Origin of the sequence: Aeromonas sp. MR7 (assembly GCF_963899385.1) — a bacterium.
GTDB classification, from domain to species: domain Bacteria; phylum Pseudomonadota; class Gammaproteobacteria; order Enterobacterales; family Aeromonadaceae; genus Aeromonas; species Aeromonas bestiarum.
This window is the reverse complement of record NZ_CAWQXH010000004.1, coordinates 18,896-34,440: the sequence shown is the minus strand read 5'-3', so window position 1 is coordinate 34,440 and position 15,545 is coordinate 18,896. Positions and strand designations below refer to the sequence as shown.

General features: G+C 62.1%; 16 protein-coding genes. 8 read left to right on the top strand and 8 right to left on the bottom strand.

Translation table 11 applies throughout. The annotated features are described in order from the left end of the window. Positions 1 to 46: 46 nt before the first annotated feature. Both AACW87_RS02315 and AACW87_RS02310 read left to right on the top strand, forming a co-directional pair. The gene (locus tag AACW87_RS02315) at positions 47 to 760 is read left to right on the top strand and encodes a 3-deoxy-D-manno-octulosonic acid kinase (RefSeq protein WP_043557361.1); all 714 of its coding nucleotides are present in this window, start codon (positions 47 to 49) and stop codon (positions 758 to 760) included. A 70-nt stretch (positions 761 to 830) separates the two neighbouring features. Next, positions 831 to 1,694, top strand: a complete 864-nt coding sequence (locus tag AACW87_RS02310; RefSeq protein WP_241326451.1) for a GGDEF domain-containing protein — start codon at positions 831 to 833, stop codon at positions 1,692 to 1,694. On the opposite strand, the gene AACW87_RS02305 is transcribed toward AACW87_RS02310, so the two are convergent. After that, positions 1,691 to 2,545, bottom strand: coding sequence for a carboxylate/amino acid/amine transporter (locus tag AACW87_RS02305; protein WP_241326450.1), 855 nt, complete (start codon positions 2,543 to 2,545; stop codon positions 1,691 to 1,693). The genes AACW87_RS02310 and AACW87_RS02305 overlap by 4 nt on opposite strands. A 42-nt stretch (positions 2,546 to 2,587) precedes the next feature. Here AACW87_RS02305 and AACW87_RS02300 point away from each other — a divergent pair, with 42 nt between their 5' ends. Further along, positions 2,588 to 3,046, top strand: coding sequence for a DUF6314 family protein (locus AACW87_RS02300; protein WP_241326449.1), 459 nt, complete (start codon positions 2,588 to 2,590; stop codon positions 3,044 to 3,046). 154 nt (positions 3,047 to 3,200) lie between these two features. Here the strand turns inward: AACW87_RS02300 and AACW87_RS02295 are convergent, their stop codons facing one another. After that, positions 3,201 to 3,362: a hypothetical protein gene (locus tag AACW87_RS02295; protein ID WP_098981153.1), complete on the bottom strand. Its 162-nt coding sequence runs from the start codon at positions 3,360 to 3,362 to the stop codon at positions 3,201 to 3,203. Then, on the bottom strand, positions 3,347 to 4,246 hold the full coding sequence (locus tag AACW87_RS02290) for a DMT family transporter (protein WP_065402555.1): 900 nt from the start codon (positions 4,244 to 4,246) through the stop codon (positions 3,347 to 3,349). Before AACW87_RS02290 ends, AACW87_RS02295 begins: the two co-directional genes overlap by 16 nt. A 91-nt stretch (positions 4,247 to 4,337) precedes the next feature. Here AACW87_RS02290 and AACW87_RS02285 point away from each other — a divergent pair, with 91 nt between their 5' ends. Then, positions 4,338 to 5,312, top strand: a complete 975-nt coding sequence (locus tag AACW87_RS02285; RefSeq protein ID WP_042873581.1) for a LysR family transcriptional regulator — start codon at positions 4,338 to 4,340, stop codon at positions 5,310 to 5,312. Here AACW87_RS02285 and trpS read toward each other — a convergent pair. Further along, on the bottom strand, positions 5,291 to 6,304 hold the full coding sequence (trpS, locus tag AACW87_RS02280) for a tryptophan--tRNA ligase (RefSeq protein ID WP_042873583.1): 1,014 nt from the start codon (positions 6,302 to 6,304) through the stop codon (positions 5,291 to 5,293). The two genes, AACW87_RS02285 and trpS, sit on opposite strands and share 22 nt — an antisense overlap. A gap of 192 nt (positions 6,305 to 6,496) precedes the next feature. Beyond that, positions 6,497 to 6,931, bottom strand: coding sequence for a universal stress protein (locus tag AACW87_RS02275; protein WP_042873586.1), 435 nt, complete (start codon positions 6,929 to 6,931; stop codon positions 6,497 to 6,499). A gap of 377 nt (positions 6,932 to 7,308) precedes the next feature. Here AACW87_RS02275 and fabV point away from each other — a divergent pair, with 377 nt between their 5' ends. Further along, complete coding sequence (gene fabV / locus AACW87_RS02270; RefSeq protein WP_241326448.1) at positions 7,309 to 8,496, top strand: enoyl-ACP reductase FabV; 1,188 nt, start codon at positions 7,309 to 7,311, stop codon at positions 8,494 to 8,496. Positions 8,497 to 8,557: 61 nt separating this feature from the next. Here fabV and AACW87_RS02265 read toward each other — a convergent pair whose 3' ends face one another. Then, positions 8,558 to 10,339 (bottom strand): diguanylate cyclase domain-containing protein, encoded by a 1,782-nt coding sequence (locus tag AACW87_RS02265; RefSeq protein WP_339385725.1) that lies wholly within the window; start codon positions 10,337 to 10,339, stop codon positions 8,558 to 8,560. Between the two features lie 209 nt (positions 10,340 to 10,548). Here AACW87_RS02265 and ftnA point away from each other — a divergent pair, with 209 nt between their 5' ends. Together ftnA and AACW87_RS02255 are read left to right on the top strand one after the other, a co-directional pair. Then, positions 10,549 to 11,073 carry a non-heme ferritin gene (gene ftnA / locus AACW87_RS02260; protein WP_043140307.1) on the top strand — a complete coding sequence of 175 codons (525 nt, stop codon included), beginning with the start codon at positions 10,549 to 10,551 and terminating at the stop codon, positions 11,071 to 11,073. Positions 11,074 to 11,313: 240 nt separating this feature from the next. Continuing rightward, positions 11,314 to 12,498 carry an NAD(P)/FAD-dependent oxidoreductase gene (locus AACW87_RS02255; RefSeq protein ID WP_241326481.1) on the top strand — a complete coding sequence of 395 codons (1,185 nt, stop codon included), beginning with the start codon at positions 11,314 to 11,316 and terminating at the stop codon, positions 12,496 to 12,498. 81 nt (positions 12,499 to 12,579) lie between these two features. On the opposite strand, the gene AACW87_RS02250 is transcribed toward AACW87_RS02255, so the two are convergent. After that, positions 12,580 to 13,800, bottom strand: a complete 1,221-nt coding sequence (locus AACW87_RS02250; RefSeq protein ID WP_241326446.1) for an MFS transporter — start codon at positions 13,798 to 13,800, stop codon at positions 12,580 to 12,582. A 364-nt stretch (positions 13,801 to 14,164) separates the two neighbouring features. On the opposite strand from AACW87_RS02250, the gene leuE reads away from it, so the two are divergent. Then, on the top strand, positions 14,165 to 14,803 hold the full coding sequence (gene leuE / locus AACW87_RS02245) for a leucine efflux protein LeuE (protein ID WP_241326445.1): 639 nt from the start codon (positions 14,165 to 14,167) through the stop codon (positions 14,801 to 14,803). 45 nt (positions 14,804 to 14,848) lie between these two features. Here the strand turns inward: leuE and AACW87_RS02240 are convergent, their stop codons facing one another. Then, positions 14,849 to 15,535, bottom strand: coding sequence for a fimbria/pilus periplasmic chaperone (locus AACW87_RS02240; protein WP_241326480.1), 687 nt, complete (start codon positions 15,533 to 15,535; stop codon positions 14,849 to 14,851). Between the last annotated feature and the right edge of the window lie 10 nt (positions 15,536 to 15,545).

Here is a 15,545-nt window from a genome sequence, read left to right as displayed (position 1 = left end):
TCGTGAATCGAACCATTGCGATTACTGACCGACCGGAATCACCAAGATGCGAATTCAGACCGAACACAACCAGATCTGCTGGTACGCCGAAGGGATTTTTCATGACCCTTCCCCCGAGCTGTTTGATCCGGCCTGGTGGCAGACCCATCGCCAGGTGGTGGGTTCCTCCATAGGTCGCGGGGTGACCTGGTTCGTGAAGGATGAATCCCGCCATCTGGTGCTGCGCCATTACTATCGCGGGGGCATGGTGGGCAAGGTGGTGCGGGATCGCTTCTGGTTCGAGGGGGTGGAGAGCAGCCGGGCCATGGCCGAATACAGCCTGCTGGCCAAGCTGAGCGAGCAGGGCCTGCCGGTGCCGCGTCCGTTTGCGGCCCGCATGGCCAAGCAGGGCCCCTTCTATCGGGCCGACATCCTGATCGAGCGCATTCGCGGCGCCAAGGATCTGGTGGCGTTGCTCAAGCAGGGGCCGATCGCCGGCGAGGTGTGGCACAAGGTCGGCCAGACGGTGCGCCAGCTGCACGATGCCGGTGTCTATCATGCGGATCTCAACAGCCACAACCTGCTGCTCGACAAGGAGGGCAAGGTGTGGGTGATCGACTTCGACAAGGGGGCAATCCGTTCCCCAGGCAGCTGGCAGCAGGCCAACCTGGAGCGGTTGCTGCGCTCCTTCACCAAAGAGTCCCAATTGCATACCAGTTTTCACTTCGTGCCGGACAACTGGCAGGCCTTGATGCAGGGTTATCAAGGAAAAGCGGGCTGACCCTGTTGCTCGCCGCGAGAGCCAATGTTACTTATTGGGCAGGTATTCAGATTCGGTTTCGAGGCGCTTGATGGACATGCTCAAGGCTCCCCTCAGGGAAGCAATCACCCGGTTTGATCTGGCGCTGATGGCGGATGCCATGGCTCTGCTGGCGGCGGGACTCTGGAGCTGGAGCCCGCAGCAGGGGGTGCAGCGGGATCTCTCCTGCCTGCGCCTGCTGGGATTGGATGAGACTGGGCTGGACGATCTCGGCTGGCTTGAGCGGGTACATCCCGACGATGTGGCCGCATTGCAGGATGCGCTCGGTGCCTGCCAGAGCGGGCGAGTGGCCCAGATCCGGCTCGAATACCGCATCCTGCATCACGATGGTCACTACGTGCGGCTGGAAGAGCGGGCCCGGCGTGATGTGCATGGCCAGGTGCTGGGGGTGGTGCGCCAGCTCGACCCGCTGGCCGTGATCGTGGAGGAGCGCCACGGCATGGATCCCCTCACCGGACTGGAGAGCCGCGGCCACTTCGAGCAGCTGCTCGACGAGCGGCTGGCGACCGAGAGCGGCAGTTTCAGCCTGCTGCAGTTCACCGTGGACCACAGTGCCAAAATATTGCAGCTGTTTGGCGAGGCGGCCTGTGATGCCATGCTGGCCAAGCTGGCGCGCATAGTGCGCCACGAACTGCGGCGGGAGGATCCCTTCGCCCGCTGGGACCAGGATGGCTTCATCCTGATGCTCTCCCAGACCGATCGGCTGAGCAGCCTGGAGATTGCCGAGCGGTTGCGCCTGGAGATCGCCGATGCCAGCCTGCTGCCGCAGCGGCCGGTAACCGTCAGCATAGGGCTGGTGCAGAGCCAAGCCGGCGAGCAGATCGATCACCTGCTGGCTCGTCTGGCCACCTGTCACGGTCAGGCCAGACGGGAGCACAATACCGTCGTTGGTTAATGCTTGCTCACGTTGGCGCGCTGGCAAATCCAGAGGGAGGCCAGCATCAGCAAGCCGCCGAGCGCGAGGCGAACCAGGTCGGTTTCCCGTCCCCATAGCAGCAGGTTGACCAGCAACCCCGCCGGGATCAGGGCGTTGTTCATGATGGCCAGCACACCGCTGCTGACCTTGGTGGCGCCCTTGTTCCACAGGAAGTAACCCAGCCCGGAAGCGCCTATCCCCAGCCACAGCAGAATGCCCCATTGCAAACTGCTGGTCGGGTATTGCGGCTTGCCCAGCAGCCACCAGGCGGGCAGGGCGACAGCCAGGGCCCCGAGATAGAAGCAGCCAAACACCGCCAGTTGCGGTGGCTGCTGCGCCTCCCGTGCCAGCAACACCTTGTAACCGACCTGGCCCAGGGCGAAGCAGAGGTTGGCACCCTGCACCACCAGGAATCCCAGCACATAGCTCTCGGTCAGCCCGTCGAAGCGGATGACGGCCGCTCCCAGCACAGCCAGCAGGGCCCCCCACAGATAAACGGGTTTGAAGCGCCGCTCCAGCAGATCGTGGATCAGGGTGACGTAGATGGGGGTGAAGATGGTGAACACCAGCACTTCCGGCACCGTCAGCAGCAGGAAAGACTGGTAGTAGAACAGATACATGATGCCGAGCTGGATGGCGCCCAGGCTCATCAGCTTGAGCACCAGATCGGGCCGCAGCCAGCGGCGCCGGAGAAAGGGCAGGAACACCAGGCTGGCGAGGACGATGCGGGTCAGCACGGAGAAGTATGCATCCACCTGGCCAGCGAGATAGACCCCGATCAGGCTGAAGGAGAATGACCAGAGCAGGGTTACCCCTATCAAGTAGTTCATGTGATTGAATTGTCGTCAGTTGTCAATTTGGAGGGCGCTATGATGGCCGAGTTGGAAAGCGCGATCCAGCGTTTATGGGAGCAGTTGCCACAGATCGGAGCATTTGCCTTCGAGGCGAGCAATGGGGAAGGGTCCGCGACCGACTGGTGCGGGCGTGGTGAGGGTGATGTCCAGGTGACCGATCATCAGGGGGGCTGGCTGTTCGCCGAGACAGGCCGTTACACCACGCCCCATGGCCGGGTGCTCACCATGCACAACCGATTCTGGTGGCAGCGCAGTGCGCGGGGGATCCGTCTCTCTCATCTGCGTTATGAACAGCCTGTCGAACTGTTCGAGCTGCTGCCGCAAGGAGATGGCCGCTGGTTGACGGCAGAGCCCCACCTGTGTGGCCAGGATCACTACAGTGCCGAGCTGACGCAGACCACGAGCGGCTTTCTGCTCTGCTGGCAGATCACTGGGCCGCGCAAGAACGAGCGGCTCAGCTATCGCTACCGGGGGTGATGTGCAAGGGAGCTTGGCGTTTGTGCTGGCAGGAAAAGGCAGGCATAAAAAAACCGGCGCAGTGCGCCGGTAGAGGGGACAAATCGGAGGTTTTTTAAAAAACGGTCCCAAAAACAGGAGAGATACACTCTCGTCACACATTCAGAGATGGACTTCAGGCACTCAACGCATAGCTCAACATGGCCTGCAGCTTGCTGTCGAAGAACCAGGGCAGCAGCACCATCAGCAGGCCGAGCACGCCGGCCAGCCGCTGGCGGTATTGCCAGCCGGCAATCAGCACCAGGCCGCCACAGAGGGTGGTCAGGATGCCTGACATAGGGTGGCCTCCCGCTGGGCGCGGCGTTGCTGTGCCCACTGGTTCAGGGCGACCGAGCCCAGGATCAGGGCCAGCGCCACACCCGTGGTGGACTGGATCTGTTCGCCGAGGAACATGGCACCCAGCATGACGCCAAACAGCGGCACCAGGTAGTTGCTGAAGGAGGCAAAGGTCGGACCCGCCTTCTGGATCAGCGCCATGTAGAGGAAGTAGACCAGACCGGTACAGAAGACGCCCAGCACGGCCACTGCGCCTATAACCTGCTGGCTCGGCATGGTGAGGGCACTCAGATCGGTGACGAAGGGGGCGGCCAGCATCAGCTGGATGGCGGACGAGATCAGTATGTTGCGCGCCACCACCACAGGGTGGTCCTTGGCAAAGCGCTTGATCATCAGCAGACCGATGGCAAAGCAGCTGGCGCCGAACAGGATCGCCATGGCACCGAGCAGACCGGCGTTCATGCCGCTGGCCAGTTTCGGCCAGAACAGCACCAGCACGCCGACGAAGCCTATGATCACCGAGATCAGCCCGCCCTTGGTGATTCTTTCACCAGAAATAAACAGGGGCGCAGCCAGAATGGTCACAAAGGGGATACAACCCATTACCACGGCGGCGATGGCGCTATCCACATACTGTTGACCCCAGGCCACCATGATGAAGGGCAGGGTGGCATCGAGCAGGGCGATCAGCATGTAGGTACGCCAGGGGGTGTGCTCGCTCTTGAGACGCATGAACAGGCAGAGCAGACCCAGGGTCAGGCTGCCACACAAGGCACGACCGGCTGCCACCATGATGGGGGGCAATTCAGTCACTGCCTGATGCATGAAAATGAACTGGGATCCCCACAACAGGCCAATCGCCAGCAACAACAGATAGCTACGCATTTTAATCTCCGATGTAATTCGCCAGCGCATTCTATGCAATCTGCTACTATGCCAAAAATGAATTGTCGTCATTCAACTATGGCCATTATCGATGGAACTCCCTCTTTCCCGCCTCGACCTCAACCTGCTGACCGTGTTCGACATGCTGATGCAGGAGCGTAACGTCACCCGCGCCGCCGAGCGTCTGCACCTCTCCCAGTCCACCGTCAGTCATGCGCTGGGGCGGTTGCGGCAGGCGCTGGATGATCCCTTGTTCGTCATGAGCCGGCGCGAGATGATGCCGACCGAGCGGGCCAAGGCGCTGGCCGGGCCGGTGCGTCAGGCGCTGGCCATGCTGGAGCAGGGGCTGCGGCAGGCGAAGGGGTTCGATCCCGCCAGTGCACGACGGATCTTCCGCATCGCCACCCCGGGCTCGGTGGAACATGGCCTGGTGCCGGTGCTGGTGGAGCGGCTTCACCGGCAGGCGCCTCACTGCCGATTGGAGGTGTGCGAGCTGGCGGACAGCGACTATGAGCGGGAGCTGGAGAAGGGGGAGCTGGATCTGGTGATCGGGTTCGCCGATGCCAACCACCTCTCGCCCCGGTTGTGGCGCGAGCCCTGGTTCAACAACCCGCTGGTCTGCCTGTCCCCCCTCGGCAGCGAGCTGCCGGACGTGCTGGGGCCGGCCGAGCTGGTCAGCCGCCCCCATATCCATACCTCCAGCTGGGGCCACAGCCAGGCCATGGTGGATCTCTGGCTGGCCCGTTTCGGGGTCGAGCGTGAGCTGGGGGTGCGGTTGCCGAGCTTTATGGCGGTGCCGCCCCTGATGGCGACCGGCCGCTATCTGGTGGTGGTGCCCGAGATGATCGGCCGCCACTTCTGCCGCTACTACCCGCTGCGGCTGCATCAGCTGGATCCTGACATCCCCATCGTCTACCTGATGGCGGGCCACCCGCTCACCGCCCATGACGAGGCCATTGGCTGGTTCAAGGGGCTCTTGCACCGGCTGGCGTTCGAGCGCTACGGCGCGGATGCGCTCGGCAGCCCGGCGCAGCGTGGGGCGGATCAGGTCAGTGCGGCGAAGTAATCCAGTCCCATGGCGCTTTTTACCTCCGCCAGCACCTCGTCGGTGAGCGCACGGGCCTGCAGCGTGCCTTGCTGCAACAGCTGCAGCAGCTGACGCTTGTCGGCAATCGCCGCCTGGCGCCGCTCCCGCATGGGGGCGAGCAGGGTCTGCAGACAGTCATTCAATACCTGCTTGCAACGCATGTCGCCCAGCCCGCCGCGTTGGTAATGGGCCTTCATCTCGGCCACCAGCGCCTTGTCCGGGTGGAAGGCATCCAGATAGGCGAACACAGTATTGCCCTCCACCTGACCCGGATCGCTCACCTTGAGGTGATTGGGGTCGGTGTACATGGCGAACACCGCCTGTTTTACCTCTTCCGCTGACATACCGAGTTCTATGGTGTTGCCGAGGGACTTGGACATCTTGGCCTTGCCGTCTATGCCGGGCAGGCGGCCGGTGTCGCTCAGGATCGGCTGGCACTCGGTCAGCACTTCCTTGCCCACCAGGGCGTTGAAGCGGCGCACTATCTCGTTGGTCTGCTCCAGCATGGGCAGCTGATCCTCGCCTACCGGCACATGGGTGGCGCGAAAGGCGGTGATGTCGGCGGCCTGGCTGACCGGGTAGACCAAAAAACCTGCCGGCAGGCTGCGCTCGAACCCCTTCTGCTGGATCTCCGCCTTGACGGTAGGGTTGCGCTCCAGTCGGGCGACGCTGACCAGATTGAGGTAATAGGTGGTGAGCTCGGCGAGGGCGGGTAGGGCGCTCTGCAGGCAGAAGGTGGTCTTGGCCGGGTCGAGACCGACCGCCAGATAGTCGGCCATTACCTCCAGCACGTTGTCAGTCACCTTGGCCGGGTTGTGGCCGTTATCGGTCAGCGCCTGCAGATCGGCGATCATCACGAATTGGCGGTAATGGTGCTGGGCCTCGACGCGCTGGCGCAGTGAACCGACGTAGTGGCCTATGTGCAGTTTGCCGGTGGGACGGTCGCCGGTCAGTATGATGGGGTTGTGCATGTCACTCTCTCCAGTTGGGGTGGGCCGGGAGGCGACAAAGGGATAAAAACAATGACCGCCTCTCGGCGGTCACGGTGTTTTCTTTGGAAAATTTTACATAGAAAAGCAGTGCCGCCTGTTTATAAGCAGCACCACCAGTAGTTGTGATTGAAGATGGTCATATTCATGGCAAATCAAGCTACGCCTGTTTGATCACTTCTGCAAGGGCACCACCAGCAGATCGCAGGGTACGGTATTCATCAGCTGGCGGGCGCTGGAGGTAAGCAGGCTCCAGAAGCTCTGGCGATGACCGCACACCAGCAGATCGATCTGGTAATCCTTGACCGCCTGGTTGACCCGTTCGCTCAGATCGCCGCAGATCACCAGCTTCTTCTCGATGGGGTAGTCCACCGAGGCCAGGAAGGTCTCCAGCTTCTCTTTCGCTTCGGCGATCACCTGATCCTGCACGTTGTCGATGTCGATATCGATCATCTCGGTGTAGAGATCCTTGAGGTCCACGTCCACATGGATCACCGACAGCTTGGCGCCGTTGGAGCGGGCCCGGTCGACCGCCTTCTCGATCACCTTGCGGTTGTCCTCCGACAGGTCGATCGCGGCCAGTATGTGTTTGTAATAAGTTCCATTCATGGGAGTTCTCCTCACTGATCCTGAGTCCACTATACCAATGTCTGATGAAACTAAAATGGTGTATCCGGCACAGTTTTGGGATTTAAACGAGTTTCTTATGGGGCTCTCTTTCGGCCGCAGGTGAAAAATCGGCTATAAATCGAACAGGAGTTTGAAGCAGGTCACACCCGCTGGCTTGCCCGCAAGGGGTGACGGGCATAGGATGTGCCCGTGCTTCGCAATGAACACAAAACAACAAAAAGCATCTGAATACCGCTTTGGGGAGCCTCGCGCTCCCTCTTGTTTTTCTACCTCCTTACTGCCGATATCCCGCCCGACATCAAGGTAATCCGCGACTTCTTGGTTATGCTGTAGCCAGTTCCTTTGGAGATCCCTTCATGATCATTCACCCGCAGATCCAGGGTTGTGTCGCCCGCAACTGTCACCCCATCGGCTGCCGGGCCGCCGTGTTGCAGCAGATATCCAGCGTCAAAGCTGCGGGCCCCTTCAACGGGCCCAAGCGGGTGCTGGTACTGGGTGCCTCCTCCGGATTCGGGCTGGCATCGCGCATCGCGCTCACCTTCGGGGCTGGTGCCGATACCGTCGGTGTCTCGTTCGAGCGAGGCCCCTCCGACAAGGGGCTCGGCAGCGCAGGCTGGTACAACAACATCTGGTTTCGGCAGGCGGCAGAGCAGGAGGGGCGCATCGCCGTCAACCTGATCGGCGATGCCTTCTCGGATCTCATGCGCCAGCAGGCCATCGACACCATACGCCAGCAGCTGGGTCAGGTGGATCTGGTTATCTACTCGCTGGCGAGCGGCATTCGGGTGCTGCCTGATGGTACTCAGGTGCGCTCGGTGCTCAAGACCACAGGCCAGCCGTTCAGTGGCTGGGGGCTGGATCTGGAGCACGACGCCCTGGTGCAGCAATCGCTGGCGCCCGCCACCCCGGAGGAGATCCGCGATACCGTCACAGTAATGGGCGGCGAGGATTGGCAGCTCTGGCTGCAGGCGTTGCAGCAGGCGGATTGCCTGGCTCCCGGCGCCCGGACCGTGGCCTACTCCTACATAGGCCCAGAATCCACCTATCCCCTCTACCGGGACGGCACCATCGGCTACGCCAAGGAGCATCTGCACGCCACCGCCGAGACCATCAACCTGCAGCTGGCCGACATCGGCGGCCACGCCTGGGTGTCGGTCTGCAAGGCGCTGGTGACCAAGGCGAGCGCCTATATCCCCGTGCTGCCGGTCTATCTGGGTTTGCTGATGGGGGTGATGAAGGAGCGCGGCGTGCATGAGGGGTGCATCGAGCAGATGCAGCGGTTGTTTGCCGCCAAGATGTACGGGCCCCATGGGGTGGTGGCCGACGGCAACCGGCTGATCCGGATGGATGACCACGAGCTGGATCCGGCCGTTCAGGCCGCCGTCTCAACCCTCTGGTCCAAGGTGACGCCGGACAACTTCCATGCCCTGGGGGATTTCGCCGGGCTGCGGCAGGATTTCATGCAGCTCAACGGTTTCGAGCTGCCTGGCGTGGATTACGGGGCGCCTGTGGATCTGGCCTCGCTGACCGAGCTGCTGCCCTGAGCCAGATTGGGCTGTTGATCCATCCCTCCCATTTAATCAGAGCCGGTGGCTGGGCTGATCATCAGGCCACGCTGCTGGCCAGTTCATCCTGCGCCGCAGGGGTCGTCGCCAATATGGTCTGGTTGCGGCCCTGGCGCTTGGCTTGATACATGGCCATGTCGGCCCGGTGAATGAGCTGGCCCAGCCCCTCGTCGGCCGGTGAGCGCCCGGCAACCCCTATGCTGATGGTCATGCGGGGGTTGTCCAGCTGGGCAATCCGCTGGCGCAGCCGTTCGGCCAGATGCCAGCAATCCTCCGCCGGCAGCGGCACCGCCACCAGAAACTCCTCGCCTCCCCAGCGTCCGACCCGTTGCAGGTCGGGCGCCCAGGATCTCAGCTCCCGCGCCAGCCGCTGGATCGCCCTGTCCCCCGCCTGATGACCATGGCGGTCGTTGATCTGCTTGAAGTGATCTATGTCGATGATGAGCAGGGTGAGCGGGCCCTCCTGCTGCCACTGGGTGGCCAGCCGTTCCAGCAGGGCGCGGCGGTTTGGCAGCTCGGTCAGCTGATCGAAGGTGGCGAGCTTGTAGAGGTGGCGGGAACTGCGGTGCAGCCTGTGGGTGGTGATCCCCAGCAGCAGCAGGGCACCGGCCAGCAGGCCGACCAGCACCAGCTGGTAGTTGCGGGCACTCTGTTGATGCAGCAACTGCTGACGCTTGCGCTCGTTCTCCTGTTGCAGCGCCCGGTTGCTGGCCTCGCTGCGGGCCAGATCCATCTCGGCCTGGAAGGCGGTAGCATGCTGGCTCAGGGTCTGGTTGAAGTGCTGCTTGTAGTCGCTCATGTAGTCGGTCAGCGCCTGATAGGCCTCGGGATAGCGGCCCTGATCGGCCAGCAGGCTGGCTTGCAGCGCCTTGCTGCTGACACTGACTTGCCCCTGGGAAGTCAGCAGCTGCAACGCCAGCTGCTTCTCGCCGCGGCCTTGCAGCGCCCGGGCCCGGGTCTCGAGCAGACGCACCCCCGCCTCCGGGTAACCCAGTTGCTGATAGAGTGCCTGCGCCTCGTCCAGACTGCGCAGGGCGCCCGCCCAGTTGCCCTCTGCATTGAACGCCATGGCCTGATAGCCGAGCATGATGGCGCGGTAATCCGGCGCCAGTTCGGGGGTGGCCAGCAGGCCGTCGAGCAGTTGCCGGGCCTGGACGGGGCGATCCGTATCTATGTAGAGCCGCGCCATGTTGGCCCGGATGATGGTCTGGCTGTTGGGCTCGTCCAGTTTCACCATCAGCTGCAAGGCTTCCTGGTAATAGGTTTCAGCCTCCTTGGCCAGGCTCAGGTCGGCATAGAGGTTGCCGAGTGTCATCAGCAGGCGGGCGCACTGCAGGCTGGAGATGGGGTTGTCCGGGGCGGATCGCTTGAGCTGGAAGGCGGTCTTGAGTTCGGCGATCGCCTCTTTCAACTGCTGGGTGCGATAGAGGGCGAGCCCGTTCAGGGCGTGCCACTCGGATTCCTGCATAGGGTGGTTGGCGACGGCTGGCCTGAGCTGGGCCAGCAGGGCGAGGGCCTGATCCGGCGCCTCCGTATCCAGGGTGAGGGCTATCTGCTGTAACCTGAAGTCGAGCAGGCGCTGGGTCTCCTGCTGGGCGCTGGCCAGCCCGCGCGCCCGGGCGTTGTCGAGCAGGGCTTGTGGATAGCGCCCCAGCGCGGCCTGGGCCAGGGCTCTGGCATGAAACAGCTCCATATCCTGCTGCGGGTGGGCATCGAGGCGCCGCAGATAGCCGACGGGATCGCGCGCCGCCTGCAATTCAGCCTCTTCCAGCAAGGAGGGAGCAGCCTGCAACTGGGTTATCCAGAGCAGTGCCAGTGCCATAATGAATCTCATTGAATCCTTTCCCCGACCACTGGCGCCATCATAATGGCTGAATCCACCTACACCATGTTTCTTTGCTTCTCTATAACCGTATGGGGGATAGGATGAGGTGAAAAGCTGTCACAACTGAGAGATCGGGCCACCGTATCTGGTTGATTCGTGATGAAACAGTGGCGACAATCGTGACCAAATCACAGTGGAGAATCAGCATGTTGGCCAAAGCCATGATCGAGAAGTTGAACGAGCAGATTAATCTTGAATTCTATTCCTCCAATCTCTACCTGCAGATGAGCGCCTGGTGCGAGGACAAGGGCTTCGAAGGGGCGGCCAATTTCCTGCGCCAGCACGCGGTCGAGGAGCGCCAGCACATGGAGCGCCTGTTCACCTATGTGAGCGAGACCGGTGCCATGCCGATGCTGGGCGCCATAGATGCGCCTCCCCACGAGTTCAACTCCCTGGGCGACATCTTCCGCACCACCCTGGAGCACGAGTACCACATCACCAAGTGCATCAACGGTCTGGCCCATGTGGCGTTCACCACCCAGGACTACTCCACCTTCAACTTCCTGCAGTGGTACGTGGCCGAGCAGCATGAAGAGGAGAAGCTGTTCAAGAGCATAGTCGACCGTCTGTCGCTGGTGGGCGAGGATGGCAAGGGCCTCTACTTCATCGACAAGGAGCTGGCCGAGCTGGCCAAGGGCGCCCCTGCCAGCGTCATGGATGGCAACGCCTGATAGTCGTGGACACTTAGTGTTCAGCCAGTACAATAACGGCCCCTCGTATAGGGGCCGTTTTCTATTGATGCTGCGATGAAATCGCTGTGGTGGTTTCTGCTGGGTACAATAATGGCTCTTTTTTATGGGCCGCATTTTTATAGGGTCTGGCAGCCAAATCATTGCAGTGGTTTGGCCGGACATAATGGCGGCTCTGTTCCATGGGCCGTTTTCGTTGGCCGTTTGATGAGTAAGACAGTGATGATGCAAGTGGATGTGGTGGTGATCGGGGCCGGTGCGGCCGGTTTGATGTGTGCCCAGCAGGCGGGCTATCGGGGCCGATCCGTGTTGTTGCTCGACAACGCCAAGAAGCCGGGCCGCAAGATCCTCATCAGCGGTGGCGGTCGTTGCAACTTCACCAACCATCAGACCGGGCCCCATGCCTTTCTCTCTGGCAATCCCCACTTCTGCAAGTCGGCGCTGGCGCGCTACACCCAGCAGGACTTCATCGATCTGGTGGACAGGCACGGGGTCAACTACCACGAGAAGACCCTGGGCCAGCTGTTCTGTGACGAGAGTGCGAAAGACATAGTCGACGTGCTGCTGACCGAGTGTGACTGGGCCGGCGTCACACTGCAGTTCCAGACCGAGATCCTCACCGTCAGCAAGTCTGATGACGGCTTCGTGCTCGCGACCAGCCAGGGGGAGATCAGCTGCCACTCGCTGGTGGTGGCCACCGGTGGTCTCTCTATGCCCAAGCTTGGCGCCACCCCCTACGGCTTCAAGCTGGCGGAACAGTTCGGCCTTGCTGTGCTGCCCACCCGCGCCGGTCTGGTGCCCTTCACCCTGCATCAGGCCGACAAGGAGGCCTTCGCCGATCTGGCGGGGGTCAGCCTGCCGGTGGCCGTGACCGCCGAGGATGGCACCCGCTTCAAGGAGGCCATGCTGTTCACCCACCGTGGCCTCTCGGGCCCCGCCATACTGCAGATCTCTTCGTTTTGGCTGGCGGGGGAGAAGATCCACCTCAACCTGCTGCCCGAGCTGGATATTCCGGCGGCCCTCAAGGCATGGGCGCAGGCCCATCCCGCCCAGGAGCTGAAAACTGTGTTGGGACGCGAGCTGCCCAAGCGCTTCGTCGACAAGCTGGTGGAGCTGGGTCAGCTCGTCAACAAGCCCATGCGTCAGTACAACGAGCGCGAGCTGGAGGCCATCGCCACCCTGCTGGGAGATTGGCAGATCCTGCCGAACGGCACCGAAGGCTATCGCACCGCCGAGGTGACCCTGGGAGGGGTGGATACCAACGAGCTCTCCTCCAAGACCATGGAGGCGCGCAAGGTGGCCGGTCTCTACTTCATCGGCGAGGTGGTGGACGTGACCGGCTGGCTCGGTGGCTACAACTTCCAGTGGGCCTGGTCTTCCGGCTGGGTAGCCGGTCAGTACTGCTGACCAACCCTTGTGCTGACCCACTTCCGACGCGGCCTCTCTGGCCGCGTTTTTTATGGGTTGTATCCCTCGCGGGGTGGCCCGCTATCCCTTTCTAAGGGTCGGCAAGAACGCGGTCAGCAAGCCGATGAGCGGCAGGTAGGCACAGACCTGGTATACGGTCTCTATGCTGGTGGCATCCGCCAGCTGCCCCAGCAGGGCGGCCCCTATGCCCCCCATGCCGAAGGCGAAGCCGAAGAACAGGCCGGAGATGGTGCCGACCTTGCCGGGGACCAGTTCTTGGGCGTAGACCAGGATGGCGGAGAAGGCCGAGGCCAGGATCAGGCCTATGATGACCGAGAGCACCGAGGTCCAGAACAGGTCGACGTGGGGCAGCAGCAGGGTGAAGGGGGCGACGCCGAGGATGGAGATCCAGATCACCCGCTTGCGGCCGATGCGGTCGCCGATCGGCCCGCCGAGCACGGTACCCGCCGCGACGGCAAACAGGAAGGCGAACAGATAGAGCTGGGCGCTGTCCAGCGACAGGCTGAACTTGTCCATCAGGTAGAAGGTGTAATAGCTGCTCAGGCTGGCCATGTAGAAGAACTTGGAGAACATCAGCAGGCCGAGGATGGCCAGCGACCAGCCGATCTGGCGGCGACTCAGACCGTGGCCGAGGTGAGCCTTCATCCGTTTATGGAAGTTGGCGGCGTGGTGGCTGGACCAGCGCCCGACCAGGCTGAGCACTATGACGCCGACCAGTGCGAACAGCGAGAACCAGGCAGCGCTGCCCTGACCCTGCGGCACTATGATCAGCGCGGCGAGCAGCGGACCTATGGCCGACCCCAGGTTGCCGCCGATCTGGAACAGCGACTGCGCCAAGCCAGGCTGGTTGCCGGCCGCCATGCGGGCGACCCGGGAAGATTCCGGGTGGAACACAGACGAGCCTATGCCGATCAGCATGGCCGACAGCAGCACGGCGCCGAAGCTGGCCGCCTGCGACAACGACAGCAACCCGATCATCGTAAAGCCCATGCCGAACGGCAATGAATAGGGCATGGGCCTGCGGTCGGTGTAGAGGCCGATCAGCGGCTGCAACAAGGAACCCGTGAACTGGTAGGTGAGGGTGATGAGGCCAATCTGGGCGAACGACAGGTTGAGGCCGAGCTTGAGCAGCGGATAGATGGCCAGCAGCACAGACTGCATCATGTCGTTCAACAGGTGCGAGAAGCTGATGGCGGCGATCACCGGATAGGTGGTGCGATTCAAGGCGTCATGCGCGGCAGAGGCGGCGAGTGGCTGATCGGTAATGAGGCTCTTTTCCATTAGGGCGGGTTCTGTGATCCTGGGTATGGCTTAACATGCCTGATCCCGGCGCGTCTGGACACCACAAAGTGGGGGGATCGGGGTTGCCGGTTACGGCGGTGAGAGGGTGGGGCGAACGGATCACGGATCGGCACTTGTGCTCGGCGGGCGGCGGATTAGTATAGAAACCTCGTCGTCGCATTATGCGGGTCGCTACCCGCCATGGAGGGATCATGTTTGAGAGCCTGGGAGTTATCAATGTCTGGACCTGCCTGAGCGGGCTCTTTTCCAAGTTCTGGGGGGCGCGCCATGTTTGAGAGCCTGGGAGTCATCAACGTCTGGACCTGCCTGAGCGGGCTCTTTTCCAAGTCCAGGGGGGCGCGCCATGTTTGAGAGCCTGGGAGTCATCAATGTCTGGACCTATCTGGTCGGGCTCTTCTTCATCATCATAGCGCCGGGGCCCAACTCGATTTATGTGCTGCGCACCGGGGCGAGCCGCGGCGTCGGCCCCGGCTATCAGGCGGCCCTCGGGGTCTTCGTCGGCGACGCCATCCTGATCTTCTGCGCCTATCTGGGCATCGCCTCCCTCATTCGCACCACCCCCCTGCTGTTTACCCTGGTGCGCTACCTGGGTGCCCTCTACTTGCTCTATCTGGGGGTGAAGATCCTCCACGCCAACTTCATCGCCAGGCGGGAAGGACAGGCGCCCGTGGTCGAGCACGGCGAGCGTTACTTCTCCAAGGCGCTGACCCTGAGCCTCACCAATCCCAAGGCGATCCTGTTCTACGTCTCCTTCTTCGTGCAGTTCGTCGACTTCAACTATGCCCACACCTGGGTCTCTTACCTGGTGCTGGCGAGCATGCTGGAGGCCATGAGCTTCGTCTATCTCACCCTGCTGATCTTCGGCGGCACCCTGATGGCCCGCTTCTTCGCGCGCAAGGTGCGCCTCGCCAAACTCGGCAACGGCCTCATCGGCCTCTTCTTTATGGGCTTCGCCGCCCGTCTGGCGACCCTGTCATCCTGACCGGCCTGCGGGCCTGCCAAGCTATGGACGCCCGGTGCCGGGCGTCTAGTCCGGCCAGCAATCCTTGCCAACCCGTACAAAACGGGATTGATGCACGATCAGCTTCTGATTGCCAGACTGGCTGATCTTGGGATTGCGATAGGTCTCGCCGGGCAGCAGATATTTGCTGTCTGCCATGCTGTCCGGCTGGTCACACCCCTGTTTCACCATGAACTCAAAGAAGCTGTTGCCGGTATTGGTGATGCTGCCTGCCGCCTGATCGAGACGATATTCGAACCGCTCCTGGCGGGGTCTCACCACCAGAATGGATTGTAGCGCTATGGTCATCTCGACCGAACTGCGCTTGCCTGCGTTATCGGGTATGTCGGCTTGCGCCACCGGAACCTCGGTGAAAACGACCCTGTAGTAGCGCTCCTGCCGATCGCCGGGCCCCTTGTAATAGAGTTTGACGTGCTGCCGCTGGTCCGGATGCAGCACAAACCGCTTGGGGGCAAACAGCAGTTCGCCAGGGGCCATGGGCAGAATGGCCTCGTCCGCTGTCGGACTGGTGATGCGATACGCCGCCAGCTCGTAGAGCTTGGGTGTGCTGGCGTTGTTGGTGACGGTGCGGGAGATGAACTCTTCATCGTGCTCCATGATGGCGGTCATGGGGCCTATGTCGATGGCCCATGCCTGGGGGGCGGCAAGCAGCAGAGCCGTCAGCAGAGTCAAACTGCGCGCCAGGTTTTTCATCATTGTCCTG

Excerpts from the sequence above, each read along its gene's own strand:
- AACW87_RS02285 (WP_042873581.1), top strand. The coding sequence starts at position 4,338 with ATGGAACTCCCTCTTTCCCGCCTCGACCTCAACCTGCTGACCGTGTTC.
- AACW87_RS02310 (WP_241326451.1), top strand. The coding sequence starts at position 831 with ATGGACATGCTCAAGGCTCCCCTCAGGGAAGCAATCACCCGGTTTGAT.
- AACW87_RS02295 (WP_098981153.1), bottom strand. The coding sequence starts at position 3,362 with ATGTCAGGCATCCTGACCACCCTCTGTGGCGGCCTGGTGCTGATTGCC.
- AACW87_RS02315 (WP_043557361.1), top strand. The coding sequence starts at position 47 with ATGCGAATTCAGACCGAACACAACCAGATCTGCTGGTACGCCGAAGGG.
- fabV (WP_241326448.1), top strand. The coding sequence starts at position 7,309 with ATGATCATTCACCCGCAGATCCAGGGTTGTGTCGCCCGCAACTGTCAC.
- AACW87_RS02275 (WP_042873586.1), bottom strand. The coding sequence starts at position 6,931 with ATGAATGGAACTTATTACAAACACATACTGGCCGCGATCGACCTGTCG.
- AACW87_RS02240 (WP_241326480.1), bottom strand. The coding sequence starts at position 15,535 with ATGAAAAACCTGGCGCGCAGTTTGACTCTGCTGACGGCTCTGCTGCTT.
- ftnA (WP_043140307.1), top strand. The coding sequence starts at position 10,549 with ATGTTGGCCAAAGCCATGATCGAGAAGTTGAACGAGCAGATTAATCTT.
- trpS (WP_042873583.1), bottom strand. The coding sequence starts at position 6,304 with ATGCACAACCCCATCATACTGACCGGCGACCGTCCCACCGGCAAACTG.
- AACW87_RS02300 (WP_241326449.1), top strand. The coding sequence starts at position 2,588 with ATGGCCGAGTTGGAAAGCGCGATCCAGCGTTTATGGGAGCAGTTGCCA.
- AACW87_RS02250 (WP_241326446.1), bottom strand. The coding sequence starts at position 13,800 with ATGGAAAAGAGCCTCATTACCGATCAGCCACTCGCCGCCTCTGCCGCG.
- AACW87_RS02265 (WP_339385725.1), bottom strand. The coding sequence starts at position 10,339 with ATGGCACTGGCACTGCTCTGGATAACCCAGTTGCAGGCTGCTCCCTCC.
- AACW87_RS02305 (WP_241326450.1), bottom strand. The coding sequence starts at position 2,545 with ATGAACTACTTGATAGGGGTAACCCTGCTCTGGTCATTCTCCTTCAGC.
- AACW87_RS02290 (WP_065402555.1), bottom strand. The coding sequence starts at position 4,246 with ATGCGTAGCTATCTGTTGTTGCTGGCGATTGGCCTGTTGTGGGGATCC.
- AACW87_RS02255 (WP_241326481.1), top strand. The coding sequence starts at position 11,314 with ATGATGCAAGTGGATGTGGTGGTGATCGGGGCCGGTGCGGCCGGTTTG.
- leuE (WP_241326445.1), top strand. The coding sequence starts at position 14,165 with ATGTTTGAGAGCCTGGGAGTCATCAATGTCTGGACCTATCTGGTCGGG.